The organism is Cognatishimia sp. SS12, from assembly GCF_028369055.1.
In the GTDB taxonomy this organism is placed as follows: domain Bacteria; phylum Pseudomonadota; class Alphaproteobacteria; order Rhodobacterales; family Rhodobacteraceae; genus Cognatishimia.
Genome location: NZ_JAQNCZ010000003.1, coordinates 284,017 through 300,532, shown reverse-complemented (window position 1 = coordinate 300,532; position 16,516 = coordinate 284,017). Strand labels below are relative to the sequence as shown.

The 16,516-nt window shown below is 57.5% G+C and carries 17 protein-coding genes and 1 tRNA gene; 11 read left to right on the top strand and 7 right to left on the bottom strand.

Features of this window, described 5'->3' with window-relative positions; translation table 11 throughout:
* Positions 1-91: 91 nt before the first annotated feature.
* The 5 genes from ttcA to rpmH all read right to left on the bottom strand — a co-directional run bounded on the left by ttcA (position 92) and on the right by rpmH (position 2,448).
* Positions 92-964 carry a tRNA 2-thiocytidine(32) synthetase TtcA gene (gene ttcA, locus N6L24_RS08555; RefSeq protein WP_271844416.1) on the bottom strand — a complete coding sequence of 291 codons (873 nt, stop codon included), beginning with the start codon at positions 962-964 and terminating at the stop codon, positions 92-94.
* Positions 965-1,040: 76 nt separating this feature from the next.
* Entirely contained in the window at positions 1,041-1,283 is a 243-nt protein-coding gene (locus tag N6L24_RS08550; protein ID WP_271844254.1) for a hypothetical protein, read from the bottom strand.
* A gap of 295 nt (positions 1,284-1,578) precedes the next feature.
* A complete protein-coding gene (yidD, locus tag N6L24_RS08545; RefSeq protein WP_271844253.1) occupies positions 1,579-1,854 on the bottom strand; it encodes a membrane protein insertion efficiency factor YidD in 276 nt (91 codons plus the stop codon).
* A complete protein-coding gene (rnpA, locus tag N6L24_RS08540) occupies positions 1,851-2,288 on the bottom strand; it encodes a ribonuclease P protein component (RefSeq protein ID WP_271844252.1) in 438 nt (145 codons plus the stop codon). Before rnpA ends, yidD begins: the two co-directional genes overlap by 4 nt.
* A gap of 25 nt (positions 2,289-2,313) precedes the next feature.
* Positions 2,314-2,448, bottom strand: coding sequence for a 50S ribosomal protein L34 (rpmH, locus tag N6L24_RS08535; RefSeq protein ID WP_037911188.1), 135 nt, complete (start codon positions 2,446-2,448; stop codon positions 2,314-2,316).
* A 281-nt stretch (positions 2,449-2,729) separates the two neighbouring features.
* Here rpmH and N6L24_RS08530 point away from each other — a divergent pair, with 281 nt between their 5' ends.
* The 4 genes from N6L24_RS08530 (at position 2,730) to N6L24_RS08515 (ending at position 6,423) form a co-directional block, all read left to right on the top strand.
* On the top strand, positions 2,730-3,461 hold the full coding sequence (locus N6L24_RS08530; RefSeq protein ID WP_271844251.1) for a TVP38/TMEM64 family protein: 732 nt from the start codon (positions 2,730-2,732) through the stop codon (positions 3,459-3,461).
* A gap of 2 nt (positions 3,462-3,463) precedes the next feature.
* On the top strand, positions 3,464-4,882 hold the full coding sequence (locus tag N6L24_RS08525; protein WP_271844250.1) for a dihydrolipoyl dehydrogenase family protein: 1,419 nt from the start codon (positions 3,464-3,466) through the stop codon (positions 4,880-4,882).
* Positions 4,883-4,896: 14 nt separating this feature from the next.
* Positions 4,897-6,285, top strand: coding sequence for a sensor histidine kinase (locus tag N6L24_RS08520; protein WP_271844249.1), 1,389 nt, complete (start codon positions 4,897-4,899; stop codon positions 6,283-6,285).
* A gap of 61 nt (positions 6,286-6,346) precedes the next feature.
* Positions 6,347-6,423, top strand: a tRNA-Arg gene (locus N6L24_RS08515).
* A 362-nt stretch (positions 6,424-6,785) separates the two neighbouring features.
* On the opposite strand, the gene N6L24_RS08510 is transcribed toward N6L24_RS08515, so the two are convergent.
* A complete protein-coding gene (locus N6L24_RS08510) occupies positions 6,786-8,618 on the bottom strand; it encodes a sigma-54-dependent Fis family transcriptional regulator (protein WP_271844415.1) in 1,833 nt (610 codons plus the stop codon).
* A 257-nt stretch (positions 8,619-8,875) separates the two neighbouring features.
* On the opposite strand from N6L24_RS08510, the gene N6L24_RS08505 reads away from it, so the two are divergent.
* From N6L24_RS08505 to N6L24_RS08475, 7 genes are all read left to right on the top strand, one after another.
* A complete protein-coding gene (locus N6L24_RS08505) occupies positions 8,876-9,928 on the top strand; it encodes an NAD(P)-dependent alcohol dehydrogenase (RefSeq protein ID WP_271844248.1) in 1,053 nt (350 codons plus the stop codon).
* Between the two features lie 23 nt (positions 9,929-9,951).
* Complete coding sequence (locus N6L24_RS08500) at positions 9,952-10,374, top strand: nuclear transport factor 2 family protein (RefSeq protein ID WP_271844247.1); 423 nt, start codon at positions 9,952-9,954, stop codon at positions 10,372-10,374.
* A gap of 29 nt (positions 10,375-10,403) precedes the next feature.
* Positions 10,404-11,939: an ABC transporter substrate-binding protein gene (locus N6L24_RS08495; RefSeq protein WP_271844246.1), complete on the top strand. Its 1,536-nt coding sequence runs from the start codon at positions 10,404-10,406 to the stop codon at positions 11,937-11,939.
* A 72-nt stretch (positions 11,940-12,011) separates the two neighbouring features.
* Positions 12,012-12,878, top strand: coding sequence for a carbohydrate ABC transporter permease (locus tag N6L24_RS08490; RefSeq protein WP_271844245.1), 867 nt, complete (start codon positions 12,012-12,014; stop codon positions 12,876-12,878).
* Position 12,879: 1 nt separating this feature from the next.
* Complete coding sequence (locus tag N6L24_RS08485; RefSeq protein WP_271844244.1) at positions 12,880-13,725, top strand: carbohydrate ABC transporter permease; 846 nt, start codon at positions 12,880-12,882, stop codon at positions 13,723-13,725.
* 4 nt (positions 13,726-13,729) lie between these two features.
* Positions 13,730-14,788, top strand: coding sequence for an ABC transporter ATP-binding protein (locus tag N6L24_RS08480; protein WP_271844243.1), 1,059 nt, complete (start codon positions 13,730-13,732; stop codon positions 14,786-14,788).
* Positions 14,781-15,854 (top strand): ABC transporter ATP-binding protein, encoded by a 1,074-nt coding sequence (locus N6L24_RS08475; protein WP_271844242.1) that lies wholly within the window; start codon positions 14,781-14,783, stop codon positions 15,852-15,854. The genes N6L24_RS08480 and N6L24_RS08475 overlap by 8 nt, the downstream gene beginning before the upstream one ends.
* Before the next feature lie 35 nt (positions 15,855-15,889).
* Here N6L24_RS08475 and N6L24_RS08470 read toward each other — a convergent pair whose 3' ends face one another.
* Positions 15,890-16,456: an ImuA family protein gene (locus N6L24_RS08470; protein ID WP_271844241.1), complete on the bottom strand. Its 567-nt coding sequence runs from the start codon at positions 16,454-16,456 to the stop codon at positions 15,890-15,892.
* Positions 16,457-16,516 lie beyond the last annotated feature (60 nt).

Below are 16,516 nucleotides of genomic sequence, written 5' to 3'. Positions count from 1 at the left end.
TGCGAGTATTTGCGATGGCCGCATGTCGTGCCCCCTGCTGTAAACCCATTGGTCAGCAGGGCAAGGCTAGGCGATGCATCACGCCAAGAGGTTAACGCAGGCTTGGCGGCAGGTCGGAATCTGTTTCGACTTTTACAGAGTCGCGGGTGAGATTGGCGAAATCAAACAGTTTTGGATCCAAAAGATGCGACGGGCGCGCATTCATCAGAGCGCGGAACATCACCTGCCGGCGCCCCGGGCTGTTCTTTTCCCATTGATCAAGGATCTGTTTGACCTGCTGGCGCTGCAGCCCATCCTGACTGCCACAAAGATCACAGGGAATGATCGGATAATTCATGGCCTTGGCGAATTTCTCGCAATCTTCCTCGGCGACATGGGCCAGCGGGCGATACACAAACAGGTCGCCCTCTTCGTTCACCAGCTTTGGCGGCATGGTCGCCAGACGTCCGCCATGAAACAGGTTCATGAAAAAGGTTTCCAGAATGTCATCGCGATGATGGCCCAACACGACGGCAGAGCACCCTTCTTCGCGGGCGATGCGATAGAGATTGCCGCGTCGCAGCCGCGAACACAGCGCGCAATAGGTGCGGCCGGCGGGCACCTTGTCTTTCACAATCGAATAGGTGTCCTGATATTCAATGCGATGCGGCACGCCCATCTTTTCCAGAAAGGCCGGCAAGACCGTGGCCGGGAAATTCGGCTGCCCCTGATCCAGGTTGCAGGCCAATAGCTCCACCGGCAGCAGGCCACGCCACTGCAATTCGTGTAGGACGGCCAACAGCGTATAGCTGTCTTTGCCGCCAGAGAGACAGACAAGCCAGCGGCTGCCGCGTTCGATCATGCCATATTGATCGATGGCCTCGCGGGTATAGCGCACAATCCTTTTGCGCAGCTTCTTGAAGCTGGCAGAGGAGGGTGCGCCGTGAAACAGCGGATGGATATCGTCAAGCTCATCATCAAACATGCGCCGCATATGCCACTCATGGGAGATTCTGAAAAGGGCAAAGCGCATTGCGGCGCTTTGCCCATGGGTGTGCGGCTTAGAACCGTGGCGGCATCCAGCGTTCGGCGGGATCCGCGCTGGGCGGCAAGCCAATGTCGCGCCGGTGATGATCGCTTAGCTGGCTGATATCGTCCGGCGGGCGGGTTTGCGGCCGCACGATGTGACGCAGCAGGGCGGCAAGCGCTCTCCAATGTCCAAATTGCGCGGTCAGCGCTGCGATTTGCTGTTGCAGGTCAGCGCGCAGCTCTGCTGCGCCCAGCAATGGGTGATGTCGTGTCATATGTCTCTCCGCCATTTGGGGATGGCGGACTCCTATAGATAAAAATGTGACGTCAGCCCGAAGATCAGGCTTTGGTCAGGTCAGGTTTGGAAAATGTGCTCTTACAGGGCTGCCGGATGGCAAGCGCGCTGCGAAACGTGGTTATGAGGCGCGCCAGGTGCGCGCAAAAGTGCCACGTCGAAAGAAGCATCGTGCAAAAAACAGATATGTCATGGTGCCTCCCTCAGTTGGTGTTGAACACGCGGGCAGAATAGCCAGACATTGTCATATGCCAAGTCTGAATTTCAGACTGAGATCACTCGCCGGATTTTGTTGCCGGATTGACACGCTCTGGTTGTGACGCCTCATCTGTGCCCGGCACAGGGTCATAGCCCGTCCCGCCAAGTGGGTGGCAGCGGCCCAGTCGGCGCAGGGTCAGATAGCCGCCCTTGAAGGCCCCGTGTTTTTCCAGCGCCTCAAGCGCATAGGCTGAGCAGGTCGGTTGATAGCGGCAATTGAAACCGACCCAGGGGCTGAAGATCAGCCGATAAAGGCGCACGGGCAGGGCCAGTATATGGGCCAGCGGTGTCACTTTTCCGGCTCGTGCAGTTTTTTCAGCGCATAGATCAGATCGCGCTTCAGGTCTTCAAAATCGCGCGCCGCCGTCGCTTCGGGCCGCCCGATCAAGACATAATCCCATCCGGCGCGCCCCTTGGCGGGCAAAACCGCGCGGGCCACAGCGCGCATGCGCCGCTTGGCGCGGTTGCGGGCCACTGCGTTGCCGACTTTTTTGGAACAGGTAAAGCCGACGCGAATGGCTTGGCTGTCAAAGGGTTCGCCAGCGCCGCGTTTGCGGGCCTGCACCATCATGCTGCCAACACCGCGTTTGCGCGCGCGCGCCGCAGCCAGAAATTCGTTTCGCGTCTTTAAGATCTGCAACGACGGGTTGCCCGAACACGACGAAGCCGCCGGAGGGTCATCCCTTCGGCTGGCAGAACCATCCTTTGGGGCCTCCGGCGGCATCATGTCGTCTCGCAATAATCTGAGGAGCTTACGCGCTCAGAGACTTGCGGCCTTGCGCGCGGCGCGCGTTGATGATCTTGCGGCCAGCTTTGGTGGCCATGCGCGCACGGAAGCCGTGGCGGCGCTTGCGAACCAGGTTCGAGGGTTGGTAGGTGCGTTTCATCGCTCCGTCTCCGTACTTTGTTGCTACACGCGCGCCGACTCACTGCGGGCACGTTCTCTATTCGAATGCCGTCTAATAGGGGGGGTGTTTGCATAAGTCAAACGCCCAACTGGGGTTTTGCAACAAAAATCCGGAGATATCTGCCGCAATGTTTCAATTTGCCTGTAAAACCCCGGATCTGATCACAGAAGGCGTGATTAACATCAAGCGGCTGTGAGAACCATTCCGATCTGTTGCTCTGACCCGCATCTTAGAGGAAACCGGAATGAGAGAGACAGAAAATGAGCGATATGACTGAGACACCGAAAACCGGGATGACCAAACATGTGCCGCTGCTAGCGATTCTGATCGTGGCCGCGATCGGGGCGTTCACGCTGAAGGATTATCTGAGTTTTGAGACCCTGCGGGATAACCGCGAGGCCTTGCTGGCGTATCGTGACGACAATTACCTGCTGACTGTTCTGCTGTTTATCACCGCCTATGTTGCGATTGTCGCCTTTAGTTTGCCCGGGGCAACCATTGCCACGCTCACAGGCGGGTTTCTTTTTGCAACCTTCCCCGGTGCGCTGTTCAATGTCACCGCGGCGACCATTGGCGCGGTTCTGATCTTTCTGGCGGCGCGCTGGGGGCTGGGTGAAAAGCTGGCCGCTAAGATGGAAGGCTCCGAAGGGGCGGTCAAGAAGATCAAAGACGGCATTGATGAAAACCAGTGGTCGATGCTGTTTCTGATCCGCCTTGTGCCGGCTGTGCCGTTTTTTGTGGCCAACCTTGTGCCTGCGCTGGTCGGTGTGCCGCTGCGCCGCTTTGTGATTTCAACCTTCCTTGGAATCATTCCGGGCGGCGTGGTTTATACCTCGGTCGGGGCCGGGCTTGGCGAAGTCTTTGAACGTGGTGAAACCCCGAATTTGGGCATCATCTTTGAACCACAAATTCTGTTGCCAATTCTGGGGCTCTGCCTGCTGGCAGCGCTGCCCATCGCCATCAACGCTCTGCGCGGCAAAAAGGATATTTGATCATGGCTGTTATCAAAACGGATCTCCTGGTGATTGGCGGCGGCTCAGGCGGGCTGTCGGTGGCGGCAGGCGCGGCGCAGATGGGCGCGGATGTTGTGCTGCTGGAAGGCCACAAGATGGGCGGGGATTGCCTGAACTATGGCTGCGTGCCCTCCAAAGCGCTGATCGCAAGCGGCAAAGTTGCCCATACACAGGCCCACGCCGCGAAATACGGCGTCGCTGATGTCGCCCCCGCCGTGGATTATGCCGCAGCCAAAGATCACGTGGCCGGCGTGATCGCCGAGATTGAGCCAAATGACTCTGTTGAACGGTTCGAAGGTCTGGGGGTGCGGGTTATTGAGGAATTCGGTAGTTTTGTCTCGCCGCGCGAAGTCAAAGCGGGCGGGGACATCATTCGCGCGCGGCGCGTCGTGATTTCCACAGGGTCCTCGCCGCTGGTCCCACCCATTCCGGGTCTGGACAGGGTGCCATATTTGACCAATGAAACGCTGTTTGAGTTGCGCGAGCAGCCCGAACATCTGCTGATCATCGGTGGTGGCCCCATCGGGCTTGAGATGGCGCAGGCGCATCAGCGCCTTGGCAGCAAGGTGACAGTGATCGAAGGTATGAAAGCGCTGGGCAAAGACGACCCTGAGCTTGCGGCCATTGTGCTGGACAATCTGCGCGGTGAAGGCATCCAGATCGAAGAGGATGCCTTGGCGCAGGAGATACGCGGCACGGCCGGCGCGATCGAAGTCGAAACCAAAGATGGCCGGGTCTTCAAAGGCAGCCATCTTTTGATGGCGGTGGGCCGCAAGGCCAATATCGACCGGCTCAACCTTGAGGCCGCAGGTATCGAAACCACCCGCACCGGGATCAAAGTCGACGCGGGCATGCGCACAAGCAACCGCAAGGTTTATGCCATTGGCGACGTTGCTGGCGGGCTGCAGTTCACCCATGTCGCCGGGTATCACGCGGGTCTGATCATCCGCTCGGCCCTCTTTGGGTTGCCTGCAAAGGAACGTACGGACCATATCCCCTGGGCCACTTATACCGATCCGGAACTGTCACAGGTCGGGCTGACCGAGGCGCAGGCGCGTGCCAAACATGGCGATGGCCTCGAAGTTGTTCGGTTTCCCTATACCCACAACGATCGCGCGATCGCAGAACGTAAGACGGCGGGGCTGATCAAGGTCATGGTGGTCAAGGGCCGCCCTGTCGGGGCATCGATTGCCGGATATCAGGCGGGGGAGCTTATCAACCTCTGGGCGCTGGCCTTGGCCAACAATATGAAAATGTCGCAGATCGCGGGTATGGTTGCACCTTATCCGACAGTGGGGGAGTTGAACAAACGCGCCGCAGGTGCTTACTTCTCCCCACGATTGTTTGAAAGTTCAAAGGTAAAGCGCATCGTTGGCTTTGTGCAGCGTTGGTTGCCGTAATTAGGCGCAGTAGCATGTTAAAGACACTTTCCGGGCGTTTTCTGTTTTTGACCATCATCTTTGTGATGCTGGGCGAAATTCTGATCTTTGTGCCTTCAGTCGCGCGCTTTCGCGAAGATTATCTGCTGTCCAGATTGGAGCGCGCGCAGATCGCCTCGCTGGCGCTGTTGGCAGATGATATGATCGACGCGGAGCTAGAAGCCGAGTTGCTGCGCAACGCCGAGGTTTACAACGTCGTGCTGCGCCGCGACGAAATTCGTCAGCTCATGTTGTCATCGGAAATGCCCGCCCAGATCGAAGCGACCTATGATCTGCGTGATGCCACGGCTTTGACACTGATCATGGATGCGATGAACCGGCTGTTCACCCGCGAACCACAAGTGATCCGTGTGATCGGTGCGCCGGTGCGCGAAGCTGGCTTGCTCATTGAGGTCACGATCTGGACCAAGGGCCTGCGCGACGCGATGATCGACTATGGCCTCAACATCCTGTGGCTGTCACTGGTGATCTCGGGCATCACCGCGTCGCTGTTGTTCGTGGCTGTGCGGCTGATCTTGGTAAAACCCATCAAAAGCGTCGTTAATCATATGCAAAGCTACGCCTCAGCCCCCGAGGATGCGCGCCGGATCATCACGCCCACCTCGACCGTGAATGAGCTGCGCGAAGCCGAAGAGGCGCTGCATCTGTTGCAGACCGAATTGACCGGCGCGCTGCGCCAAAAAGAACGTCTGGCCCAGCTGGGTAGCGCGGTGGCCAAAGTCAGCCATGATCTGCGCAACATCCTGACCTCGGCGCAGCTGTTCACCGACCGGATCGAAATGTCCGAAGACCCGGCGGTCAAACGCATGGCGCCGAAACTCGTCAATTCGATCACCCGCGCCGTGCATCTGTGCGAAAGCACGCTGGCCTTTGGCAAGGCCGAAGAGCCTGCGCCGAAACTGACGGATGTGGATCTGGCGGAACTGGTCGAAGATGTACTCGCCTCCGAACGTCTGGCAGTGGGCGAATTTGACCTCAGCTTTGCGGACAACGTGCCGGGTGGGCTGATGGTCCGGGCTGATTCTGAACAGCTGTATCGGGTGATCTCCAATCTTGTGCGCAATGCCCGTCAGGCCATTATCAGCCGCGGCATCCCGGCAGAGATCATGGTGGCCGCAGAGGAAGACGACGTGGCCTGGCACATACAGGTGCGCGATACCGGCCCGGGGCTGCCCCCCAAAGCGCTGGAGCATTTGTTTAAGCCTTTTCAAGGCGGTACCCGTAAGGGCGGCACCGGCCTTGGCCTTGCAATTTCCGCAGAGCTGCTGCGCGGACACGGTGGCAACCTGGCCCTCTTGCAGAGCGATGAGGCGGGAACCAGCTTTGAAATCACCCTGCCAAAACCCGAGACAACAAAAACGTAAGTTTTTTGTTTTTTGCCCTTGCGCGCCCCCACGCTTGGCATTAAACCGCCCCTCACACCGCGCTCTGGTAGCTCAGCTGGATAGAGTACTTGACTACGAATCAAGGGGTCGGGGGTTCGAATCCTCCCCAGAGCGCCATTTTTCCCATCGTGAAATGACGAATAGTTCTGCCACTCGAGCGCAGAAAATTTTCTGTTGTAAACGCAGATACATTGCGGCGGCGCGGTGATGAATACAGCCTCGTTGTCCTGACGCGCGGCACCGCTGGGGTGGTTGGTGGCCTGTCTGAAAGCCTCAATTCTTCGGAACCTCGATCCCGAAGCTTTACAGAAGGCGCTGGAGTTTGCTTCAAAAGTCGCCGCAATATCCGTGTCTCGGAAGGGGGCCAATCCGCCTTGGGCGCATGAGGTGACAGCTTGGCGCGGCCGGGCCTGATGCTTGGGGCAGAAATGAAGCGCGTGTATTGCGATTTCTTTGCCGCATCCCTGACAAATTCGGGTTTAAAGGGCATCCGCCTCCGATTGTGTATGCGCGTAGACGGTGTTTCTTGAGACCCCCAATTTACGCGCTGCGAGGGCAATGTTGGCGTTGCACTCTTGAAACAACCGGTTGATTTCGCGGCATTTGGCTTCTTTGACGTTGCTCCCTTTGCATCGTGGGCACACCGACTCCCTTGTGTCGTTTCGCAGGATATACCGATTGACATGTTCGGCGCGCAGGACGGTTGCGGGGCATTGAATTGCCAATGTGGTCAGCAGTTTTTCCAGCTCGTAAAATGTGGCGGGCGCGTGGTGCTCGAAGATCGCCTCAATGGCCGCGCGCGATAGCTGATGCTCTGCGGAAAGCCGCGACATCATGGATATGGCGACATAGGCGGCATCTGTCCTTTCGCAGAGCGGCGGCAATTGAAACTCGAGCTGCGAGAGTTTTGCGAAGGTCATGGAAACGAACTTGGACCAATGGGCTTGCGGCTCTGGTGTGGCGCTTTCGACAACCAAGATCGACCACTTTGCGGTGGATTTATGTTGCAGCAGCCGGTTGATCAGCTGGGCCAGCTGTTCTGAGACGCGCCCGGTGGCCTCTGACAGATCCTCCAGAACCAGCATGCCGCCCGTTTCCACCAGAAAGCGGCTGTTCTCGTCCCCACCAAAAAGTTCGCCGGTCAATCCATCGGTTTCCGCATTGAGACTGGCGGCACGGCAATCCACGGCGATCAAGGGTTTGTCCGGGCAGACCGCATGGTGCACGGCCTGCACAAAGGTGGTGCGCCCGGTCCCCGTTGCGCCGATCACATATTGCGGGGTCATCATCATGGCCGACCGAATAGCCAGCTTGAGGCTGTTCAGAACCTGTTCATCCCGGAACACTGGGGCATCGGGAAGGGACGGCACGTCGTAGGTCGAGGACAGATTCAAAGCCAGATTTTGCGCGCTGGGCCCGGCAGACCGTCTGGAGAGGCGGATTCGCGCAAAGAAGGCCGAATTCAGCCAGTCCACCAGTCGCACGGTTTCCCCGCCCTGCATGGCCTTTAGGTTGGTGCTGAAATCCGTCCTGAAGAGGTCGCGAAATTTCGACAGAACTGCGACATCCAGACCATTCAAGAACGCGGCCGCACGGCGATTGGCGCCCAGGATGGTCCCCTGTTCGTTGAAGCTGATCATGCCGACGCTTTGGGTCTTGAGATATTCCTCGCGAGGATGGAATTGCACAATGATGTTGCCCCGGTGGTCTTCGACGAACAGGCGGTTTTCAATGTTTGAGGCGGCCAGTTCAACCAAGGCCTGGGTGTGAAATTGCCGTGCCGCGACCTCGGAGGAGGCGTCCAGCAGACCCACAATTTCCCCCTGGCTGTCAAAGATCGGCGTCGACACACAGGACACCTGTCCGTGGCTTGAGAAATAATGCTCCCCGCCCGTCACCATGCTGGTGCGCCCGGAATAAAGCGCGAGGCCAAGCGCATTTGTGCCGCGGTGTGTTTCGTCCCAGATGGTGCCGCACCGGACCGAGCGCGCGCATTTGGACAGGCTGAATTCGGTATCCATGATGGTTTCCAACACCACGCCGCGGTGGTCCGCGAAGGCGGTCATATGGTTGGTGCCTGCGATCTGCGTGCTCAGCAATTCCAATTCAGGCCGCACCACGCGCAGCAGCTGCTCATGCTTCTGCCGCGTCTCTCTCAGCGCTTGAATGCCGATATCCGCATCGACCGGCTCTCCGACCGGATCCAAGCCGTACTGCAGGCATCGGTGCCAACTGTCAGCAATTTGTTCAGGGACTGCGCCAGAGGCAAAGCGCCCTTTGGTTTCAAGCGCTGCGCGCGCCTTCAGAAACATAGACTGCACAACGTCCTCCCAGCGTTGGTGTCGATATTTAACATAAAGAGCCACACGCAATCTGATTTCAAGACGAGTGTTCACAAAGTGAACGCCGTTTTTTTGGCGCGCTTCAGATTCTGAACACAGGCGGATCCCCCGGGGCCGCCCGAGAATGATCAATTGCATGAACGAAACATCGAACGCTCGGCCCGAGCAACGGCCCGAGCAAAGGAAAGCGATGTGCAGATGCTGCAAGGCACCTGAGGGAGGAAACAATGAAAGCGCAAGTGCTCCATACCTATGATGACGATCTGACTGCTGACACCTGGGTGACATACGAAGATGTCCCTGACCCGAGCATTTCAAAAGGTTCTGATGTGATTGTGCGGATCGGCGGAGCCGGAGTTTGCCGCACGGATTTGCATGTCATTGAAGGGGTCTGGCGGCCGCATATGGACCCGACCGGCGACGCTTTGTTGCCGCTTATCCTTGGGCATGAAAACGCCGGTTGGATCGAAGACGTCGGCCCCGAGGTCGAAGGTCTGAAAAAGGGTGATCCCGTGATCATTCACCCGAAAATCTCAAATGGGACATGCATCGCCTGTCGTCGCGGCGAAGACATGCATGGCGACGGCACGTTTCCTGGGCTGGACAGCAATGGCGGTTATGCCGAGGCGCTGGTGACATCCGCCCGCAATATCATCGCGTTGCCAAAAACGCTCAACCCAAAGGAGGTTGCGCCTTATTCGGATGCTGGCCTGACCGCCTATCGCGCCGCCAAGAAAGCGACACGCCATCTGTTGCCGGGGCAATATTGCGTGATCATCGGGGCCGGGGGTCTGGGCCATATCGCGATCCAGGTTCTGCGCGCGATGTGTGCTGCCGAAATCATCGTGGTGGATACCAATGAAACCTCACTCAAGTTGGCTGAAGAATGCGGTGCGGATCACCTGATCAAAGCGGATGGCGGCGAAGTCGACGCGGTCTTGTCGCTGACCAAAGGGCATGGCGCCGAAGCGGTGCTGGATTTTGTCGGCGAGCGGGGCACCACCAGCAAGGGGTTGGCGATGACGCGCAACGCCGGCAGCTACTACGTCATCGGCTACGGCGAAGATGTCAAAGTGCCGACCGTTGACCTGGTCATCACCGAGAAAAACATCATCGGCAATCTCGTCGGCACATGGGCAGAACTGTCCGAACTGATGGAACTGGCGCACCGCGGACTGGTCCACCTGGAAACCCAAGAATTCAGTCTGAAAGACGCCAATCTTGCGCTTCGCGCTTTGCACGAAGGCAAAATCAAGGGGCGGGCGGTGCTCGTTCCTTAATGCATCAATCTAGGGAGGAAAACATGATTGATACCAATATACGCGCCGGTATGGCCGCGCTGACGAGTGCCGTCGCCCTGACGTTTGGCGGGGCGGCCTTTGCAGACCCCGAGGCGGTTTTTGATCACCATTTGCAAGCGTTCGTAGACCGCAACATGGAGCAAAATCTTGCAGATTACACCGATGACTCGGTGGTGATCATTCCGAATGCCATTTTCCGGGGGCTGGATGAAATCGAGGGCTTCTTTGGCGCTATTTTCCAAGAGTTTGCGCAGGATGGCTCTTCGTTTGAGCTCACCGAAAAGCGCGTTGAGGGCAATGTCGTCTACATCAGTTGGCGCGCTGAGACCCCCGACAACAGCTACGTCTACGCGACGGACACCTTCGTCATCGAAAACGACAAGATCGTGACGCAAACGATCGGTTTGGTCGTCGAACCTAAATAGGTCGCGACACCCAACAGGAGGAGACAAATATGAAACGCATAAGTTCAACTTTGACGATCGCGGCCATGCTGACATCAACCGCAATGCCTGCGGCGGTGCAAGCAGAGGCTGACTATTCCAAATACGGAATTGCCAAGGATATTCCCGGCTCGTGCAGCTATGCCGCCATTGATGCCAAAGATTATTCTGGGCAGACGCTCAATGTCATCACCCATGCCATTCCGGTGATCGGCGAGCCGACCGCGCTGCACGCAGAGCAGTTTTCAGAGCTGACGGGCGCTGAGGTAAACGTTGTACACGTTCCTTTCGGCGACCTCTTTCAGCGCATTATGATCCCCTTCCAAAGCGGGCAGAACGCCTATGATGTTCTGTTCTATGCTTCCCTTTGGATCGGCGATTTCAACCGTTTCCTGGCCCCCGTGCCCGAGGCCTACACAGCCTCAAGCGGTATGGCTGATGTCACTGACAGTTTCAAAGGTGTTGCCACCTGGAATGGCCAGATGATCCAATACCCAATGGATGGCGACCGTCATTACCTCAAGTACCGCACCGATGTGTTTGATAACCCCGAGATGCAGGCAAAATTCAAAGAGGCAACCGGACGCGACCTTGCGGTGCCGACCACTTGGGAAGAGTACAACGAAGTGGCCAGCGTGTTCTCAGGGTTTGACTGGGATGGCGACGGCGAGCTGAACTATGGCTCTGCCGAAGTTGCCAAGCGCGACGATCTGATGTTCTCAGCCTTCATCAGCCGGGCGGCCCCCTATGCCAAACACCCGGATGTCGGCGGTGGCTTCTTCTTTGATATCGAAACCATGGAGCCGCTGATCAACACCCCAGGCTTCGTGCGCGGGCTGGAATTGTTTGTTGAGGCGCAGCAGGCCTTCCCTCCGGGTGGCACCAACTTTGGCCTCGGGGATGAGATTTTCTCATTCGGCGGTGGTCAGACTTTGATGAGCTACTCTTGGGATGATGCCTTCATCCAGGCGCAACAGGACGGCAGCCGCATTCGCAACGCCGTTGGCGCAGCACCGCTGCCAGGTGCCAAGCAAGTGTGGAACCGCGAAACTGGCGAATGGGACAGCTTTGATGAACCAAACCGTGCGCCTTACATGACTTGGGGTTGGTCATCCGCGGTGTCCAAGGAGTCCGAAAACCAAGAGATGGCCTTTGATTTCCTGTGCTTTTTCTCAAACGAAGCCAATACCTTCCATGATCTGCAAATCGGCCGCTTTGGGGTAAACCCCTATCGCGATAGCCACTTTGACAGTGCGTTCTGGCAGGGCCTTGGCTGGGATGCGGACGTGGCGGACAGCTATGTCACCACCCTCTCGGAAATGGAAGACAGCACCAACCGCGTTTACGATCTGCGTGTTCCCGGCGTGGGGCAGTTCATGTCCTCCATGGCGAATGGCGTGGCCGAGGCGCTTGCGGGTCAGAAATCCCCACAAGAGGCCCTGGATGGCGTGGCTGACGAATGGTCAGACATCGTTGAGCGCATCGGTGCGGATCGTCTGCGCGAGGCTTACGCCAACGTGGTTCGGCTGGAAGATAACGAAGGTTGACCTCCTCAACCGCCTTCGTTGGGGGACGGTGCGCCGTCCCCCACAACACATTACTACGAATTGGACTTTGACATGCTAAAGCCAAAGCATTTCTTTCTGCTGCCGGCGCTGCTGACGCTTGCGGCGATCATCCTCTTTCCATTGGTCTTTACGGTGCGGGTCAGCTTCTCTAGCTGGGATGTTTATCAAGCCGGTCTAGACTTTATCGGGGGGCGCAACTATGCGCGGCTTTTCGAAGACACGCGCTTTTGGGAAAGCCTGCTGCGCCTGTCCGGCATGAGCCTTATCACGGTGACATTGCAGTATGTTCTTGGCTTTGCGCTGGCCTTGGCGGTCTGGAAAAAGATGCGGGGCGGGAGGATTTTCCGGGTGTTGTTCCTGGTCCCGATGATGACCACGCCTGTGGTCATGTCGGTCATCTGGCGCACCGTGTTTCATGAAAGCCTGGGCCCGGCCAACGATTTGCTGAGCATGGTGGGCATTGGTCCAGTGCCCTGGCTTTCGAGCGCGGCTGGGGCGTTCATCAGCGTGGTGATCGTCGAAGTCTGGCAATGGACACCGTTCATGTTCTTATTGCTGCTTGCTGGGCTCGTCTCACTGCCTCGCGAACCCTATCTTGCCGCCGCGATCGATGGTGCGTCGCCCGCGCGGACGTTTTGGCAAGTGACCTTCCCCTTGATGGCACCCATTTCAATCGGGGCAATCATCATTCGCCTGATCGAAGCCTCAAAGATCATGGATACGGTCTACGTGATGACCTCCGGTGGGCCGGGCACGGCCACGGAAACACCATCCTATTACATCTACATTCGGGGCTTGCGCGATTTTCAGGTCGGCTATTCGGCAGCCTTATCGCTCGCCTATCTCGTGCTGATGATCATCACGCTGACCATCATCGCCAAAGTTCTGATGCGCTTTCTGGTTGGAAAGGAAACCTGATATGGGACGTACCTATCACATCATCAAATACCTTTGCCTGCTGGTCTGGACGGCCTTTGTTGTCTTTCCGTTCCTTTGGGCGCTGAGCACATCTTTCAAAGATGCCAATGCCGTGACAAGCGGGGCGCGTTACCTGCCGTGGGTCGAGTTTGAACCCTCGGTGCAAGGCTGGACGTCATTGTTCGCAAGCGGCAGCCAGGGCATCAATATCGTGACGCCCTTTCTGAATTCGGCATCGGTCACATTGCTGGCCAGCATCGTGAGCCTGGGGCTGGGCACCTTGGCGGCCTATGGCCTCAGCCGGTATTCCTACAAAGTTGGATTTGTGAAGAATTCGGACATTACGTTCTTCTTCATTTCGCAACGCATTATGCCGCCTATCGTTCTGGCAATCCCGTTCTTCTTGATGCTCAAGGAGATCCAGGCGCTGGACACGATATTTGGCCTGGTCATCGTCTATGTCGCGCTTTTGCTCCCTATTGCGGTATGGGTGATGACCGATTTTTTCGCCTCGATCCCGAAAGAGTTGGATGAAATGGCCATGATCGACGGGTGTACCCCCATTGGCGCGTTCTTCCGTGTGGTTTTGCCCAACTCGACGGCTGGTCTGGTCGTGGCTGGAATGTTCTGCCTGATCTTCGGTTGGAACGACTTTTTCTTCGCCTTCATCCTGACATTCACCGAAACGCAGCTGTTGCCGGTCGCGATTGTGTCTCTCAACTCTTCGGTCACGCCGTGGTGGTCGCTGTCAGCCTTTGCGTTGATCTCGGTCACGCCGCTCGCCCTCATTGCGATTGTGGTGGAGCGTTTCATGTCTCGTGGGTCTCTTGCAGGAGCATTCAGATAACACCATGCTAAGTTTGAAAAATATCTCGACCACGCATCGCAAACGGCCTCTATGCAACCTGAGTGCTGAGCTGGAAAGCGGCAAGATCTATACCATTCTGGGGCGCACTGGCGCTGGCAAAACCGAGCTTTTGCGCATTGTGATGGGCCTTGATGATATTGCGGATGGGCATCTGGAGCTGGATGGCCAGAACCTTGCTGACCGGCCTGTGCGCCTTCGCCAGATGAGCATGGTGTACCAGCAATTCATCAACTACCCGCACCTGACCGTCGTGCAAAACGTCGCCTTTCCACTGCGCCGCCAGGGGTTCTCGCGTGCAGATGCCCATGACCGGGCGATGGCCGCGCTGGCGCTGGTGGGTTTGGCCGGGTTTGAGCATCGGATGCCCCCTGAGCTTTCCGGTGGGCAGCAGCAAAGGGTCGCCATTGCCCGCGCGATCGTCAAGAAGGCCCGTATTCTGTTGATGGACGAGCCGCTGGCGAATCTTGACTACAAGCTGCGCGAAAAGCTGCGCGAAGAATTTCCGCGCCTTTTGGCGGAAAACGCGGATGGCATCATCTTGTATTCAACCACCGAACCCGCCGAGGCGATGCAACTGGGCCATGAAATGATTGTCATGCATGAAGGATGCATTCTGGCAATGGGTGCCCCTGCGGACATCTTTGAGAATCCGGCAACCGTAGAGGTGGCAAAGCTAGTGAGCGATCCGCCGGTCTCGATCTGCCATGGCGAAATCGCCAATGGGCAGCTGATGCTGGCGGGCACGGCTTTGCCCGAGGGGGCAGGCCTTGTGCTGAAAGGGGACGGCCCTATCCAGGTCGGCATTCGCCCGGACGCGCTTTCTATTGGCGGGGACATGCCCGCAAAGGTCGTGTTGGCAGAGTTTTCCGGCTCGGACACAATCGTGCATCTTAGTCTGGAATTTGGCGCGGCGGTGATGCTGCTCGAGGGCATCCACGAATTCAAAACAGACCAATCCATTCAAGTTTCCTTGGACACATCCACCCTTCTGCTGTTTTCGGCAGAGGGAAAGAATATCACTGAAAGGCGTTCAAATGGCTGAAATAACGCTCAGAAATTTGGGGCACAGCTACTTGCCAGGCCCAAAATCAGAAGATGACTATGCCCTGAAACCCGTGGATCTGGTTTGGGAAGATGGCAAAACCTATGCGCTTCTCGGGCCGTCGGGTTGCGGCAAAACGACGATGCTCAATATCATTTCAGGGCTCTTGCACCCTTCGGATGGTCAGCTGCTGTTTGACGGTCAGGATGTGACCCATAAAGGCACGTCGGAACGCAATATCGCGCAGGTGTTTCAGTTTCCGGTGATCTACACCACAAAATCGGTGCGCCGAAACCTCGCCTTTCCGCTTGAATGTCGCAAATGGGACCCCAAGAAAATCGCAGCGCGCGTTGCCGAAGTGTCCGAAATGCTCGATCTTGATGACATTTTGGACATGCCGGCCCGTCAGCTGAGCGCCGACCAGAAACAATTGATTTCATTGGGCCGTGGCCTTGTGCGGGACGATGTCAGCGCTGTTCTGTTGGATGAGCCGCTGACCGTGATCGATCCGCAGATGAAATTTGCCCTGCGCCGCAAGCTGCGCCAGATCAATCGCCACACCGGCACCACGATGATTTTGGTGACACATGATCAAAGCGAAGCCATGTCTTTTGCCGATGAGGTTGTGGTGATGAAAGATGGCCGCGTTCAGCAATCCGGGCGTCCGGAACAATTGTTTGAACGGCCAGAGAATACCTTTGTGGGGTACTTTATTGGTTCGCCGCCGATCAATCTATTTGACGTTGATGTGCAGCATGACAATTTACATTGTCCGGCCCTTGCACTGACCGGCCTTCGGCGCGGTTCATTTGAAGAAGGTGCGTTGAAAATTGGCGTGCGCCCGGAACATATTCGCGTCACAGAGCCCAAAGGCACCGGCGCAACGGCCATGGTCGAGGCCTGCGAAAATCTCGGGATCGAGCAAATCCTCAGCCTCCGCGCTGCCAATGGCGAACTCTTCAAGGTCAAGTCGCGGCTCCGGCAAAAGATCGCGGTGGGCCGCCCTTTGGCGGTTTCCGTTGCTGAAAAAGATGTGCTGGTGTTTCAAGATGGCAAGCTGGTTTAGAGCGGTCGCGCGCCGCCCGCGATAACCTGGCCCGGTCACGGGCCGGGCGGGGCAACCATATTGATGCGACGCGCCGCGCGATCCCACCGCATATACCAATGGCCCAAAGTTCCCGATTTGTTCCTGACAAGATCCCACTTCTGCAGGGGCGAGTCGGGCCTATTCTGGCCCGGTTCAAAAACCGGGGTGCAGTGCCAGCGGGTTTCGGCCGCGTTGCTGCCCATGCCTTCGGGGATAATCGCCAACCCAGTTGACTTGCCATCCCGCGCCGCGAGCTGAAGCCGCCGCCCTTCGGTCAGAGTCAAAGGTTTGTTAAGACGCAGGACAACAAGTCTCAGCGCCCCAGAGCGCAGGCAATCTTCGGCGACGGCCAGCGTGTCCGTTTGGTTTTCGGTATTGCTGAGGGTCACTGTGGCTGGATCGATGAACTCGACAAACCCGGATGGGTTGATCAGGGTCGGTTCCCAGCGCTCGCGGATCCACATCATCTGCCCGCCAAGCCGCGCCGCCAAGGCGAAGGCAAAGCTATTGGCCCCCGCGCCAAAAACTTCGTGGGTGCGGGAGGCGCGCAGGGGAAAAACCGAGTCAATAGAACGCTGCATGGGCAGAGCATACCGACATTAGGCCGACCCAGACAAGATCGGAGCCGCGCTGGCGCAGAG